Annotated in this window: 2 protein-coding genes; both read left to right on the top strand. The window is 41.0% G+C overall.

The window, feature by feature from the left end:
- The first annotated feature begins 196 nt into the window (after window positions 1-196).
- Window positions 197-1,186, top strand: a complete 990-nt coding sequence (locus tag O9X78_RS20500) for a DUF1413 domain-containing protein (RefSeq protein ID WP_269621548.1) — start codon at window positions 197-199, stop codon at window positions 1,184-1,186.
- Between the two features lie 114 nt (window positions 1,187-1,300).
- Window positions 1,301-2,041, top strand: a complete 741-nt coding sequence (locus tag O9X78_RS20505) for a HEPN domain-containing protein (RefSeq protein WP_269621549.1) — start codon at window positions 1,301-1,303, stop codon at window positions 2,039-2,041.
- Window positions 2,042-2,793: the final 752 nt, after the last annotated feature.

Raw genomic sequence — 2,793 nt, forward strand, 5'->3', positions numbered from 1 at the left:
TCGCGGTCAAGCCCTTGCCATTCGCTAGTAGTTAACATCTAATAACGATCATAAATCGCTAAGGATGGTGACCTTCCTACAGAGGACTTTCACCTCATTAGTTCATGCCCATGCTGGGCGTACACAAAGGTGTCAATTTGACCTCGCTACGCTTCGCTCCACTCGGCAAATTACACCGGCGTTAAGTGGAAATCAGATGAAAGAGATATTGGAAGCGATAGAATCACGAGTACGAAGCCCCTTTCTAGGGTATTTTTCTTTTTCGTTTGTGGCGATAAATTGGAAGCCGATTTTTTATTTGTTTACTTCCAGCACTGATGTGCTCGAACGATTTTCATATTTTGAAACTAATACTAGCTTTGACACTCTCCTAGTCCATCCACTTATCATTTCTACATTATTTGCTGTCTTATATCCTTGGATTAGCTTGGTATTTATTTTTGCCAGCATAAAGCCCATCGAGCTTAAAAATGGACTTCAAGCCGAGTCAGAAAGCAAATTGCTAGCAAAGAAGAAACGCTTGGAGTTTGCCCGATCTGAGTTACTTTCTGCAGAGGAAGCCGAGCTTATTGATCGCGCGAAGCGAGATGTTGAACTAAATAAAATAGAAGATGACGACGTCAGGAAGAAGCTAAAGGAAGAAATAGAGGAGCTTAGAAACGAAAGAGACAACTTAAGGGGAAGCGACAGTCCTAGCGAAAGTGAACTTGAGCAAGTTGCGCAAAATGCCTTGAGGAATCGCGCAGATGGAGAATTCCAGCTCTCCGATTTGTATACTAAAGATACTTGGGCAACATTAGATAACGCTCTCAAACATAAGCTTGGAAAGCAGTTTAAGAAAAAAGTAGATTCTGGCGATTATTTGGGGATAGTTTTTACGGGTCGTGGCACAGGCAACCAGGCGATTTATAGCAAATCCTCTGCAAATCGTTTGACTGACGATCAAGAAAAAATACTAAGATTCTTCGTGGGATTGCCAGATGGCGAGGGGCATACAGCCTCAGACTTGGCAAATAAAACTAGACTACATTTGGATAAAGTACGCTATATAATTGATCAGCTAGTTAGTAATAAACACCTCGCAGGTGCTGGGATTACTCTTGATGACGAAAAGCTTTTTGAGCTTACGTCTACAGGAAGAGAGTATTTGATTAACTATAACCTATTAGACAACCAATCCACTTAACAAGGTGTTGTTGTCGCAGCTCGAAAAGGCCCGCGCTGCTGGGACGCCTCCGCTGGCGCTCCGGCGCCCCAAAACACGGCGTTATGTTTCTAAGTTGCTTGTAGAGAAATAGTCATGGGAAGAGTAAAAGAAGAATGGATGGAGTACATGGATAACCAAGCCATGTACGAATGGATCGAAGAGAATTACGGGGATGATGCAGGCGAAGAAGGTTCTGATGCATGGAATGAGGCTGTTCAAGCTTTCGAAGATTATTGCGAAAACCAAGCGAGATTAGAGCAAGAAGCTTGGGAGCAAGATGAATATGACTACTATCTTTATCTTACATTGAATGACGTAGATAAAATTTTCTATCAAGAAATTTCAAACTTAAAACAACTATTAGAGAATTCCCAAGCCGGTTTAAATAATCCAACATTATGTAAAATGGTATACGCTCATGCTGTTACAATTTTAGAAGTATATTTAGAAGATATGGTTAAGGCTTTAATCATATCTAATGAAGGATTTTTAAAAAACACCATTAAAAACGTTAAACCATTTAGTGACTCTAGATTCAAGCTGGGTGATATATCACTAGAGCATGATGGTATAAAGAAGTTTGTTTTACGTAAGCTCTCAGATAACCTCTTTCATGACATTCCAAAAGCAATAAATATTATTAGTGGCATAATTGAGAGTAAATTAAGTATAAATATTGAAAGCATATGTGCAATTACAGCCACAAGGCACGACATTGTCCATCGCAATGGAAAAAACAAAGAGGGGGTTGCTCTGGTAATTGACAAATCGGAAGCGGGGCGCTCAATCATGACAGTAGAGTCCTTTGCAAAGGAGTTGCGCAATGCTCTTTAGCCTACAAAACATAACACGGCGCTTCAGGTCGACCCGCTACCGCGCCGCTCCTCTCGTCGCTCTACGACAGCGGTCGCCTGATCTGGGTCGTTATGTCACTATGATTTTCACGAGAATACTCACTCTTTTTTCGACGGCGATTTTAACTGGTTGCGTAGGCGTCGAGATACATTCGACTCTTAAGCAAGAGGTTTATGCTCCATATAATCTAACCAACAGAAAAACGTGGGGCGAAAGTGGAAGAACTGTATTGATCCAGCATTCCTCGGGCGCAAAATTGCATTTAGATTCCACGAATGAGTCCTATACGTTATCAAGAAGCGAACTCATAGAAAAAATCGGTAATCCTCATAAAGTTTTATACGTGAACGATCGCGAGGTTTATTACTATAGATCTGGATTAACATACTCCAAGGGCATCACCATTTGGCTTCTCTTGCCAATACCGATAAAGAGCTCGGGCCATGATCGAGAGTTTTACGTTTATTTTGTAGGGGAAAACGTTGAGAAGGTAATTGAATATCGTCATGAATATAAAGGTTATGGAACAATATGGCTGTTCTCTGAAATTGGTAAAGGATTCACATATTAACTACAGACATAACAAGTTGCAGCACTTCAGCCGCTGATCTTGTCCCAATTTAACGGACACCAAAATCTAATAGATGAGGTGTCCTATGCCAAAATACACAAAGCCAAGAAAGACCTGGCAGTATTCAGATGAATTCAAAGTGAAAGCGGTCCAACTGAGT

The organism is Zhongshania aquatica (genome assembly GCF_027257955.1).
GTDB classification, from domain to species: Bacteria; Pseudomonadota; Gammaproteobacteria; order Pseudomonadales; family Spongiibacteraceae; genus Spongiibacter; species Spongiibacter aquatica.

Excerpts from the sequence above, each read along its gene's own strand:
- O9X78_RS20500 (WP_269621548.1), top strand. The coding sequence starts at position 197 with ATGAAAGAGATATTGGAAGCGATAGAATCACGAGTACGAAGCCCCTTT.
- O9X78_RS20505 (WP_269621549.1), top strand. The coding sequence starts at position 1,301 with ATGGGAAGAGTAAAAGAAGAATGGATGGAGTACATGGATAACCAAGCC.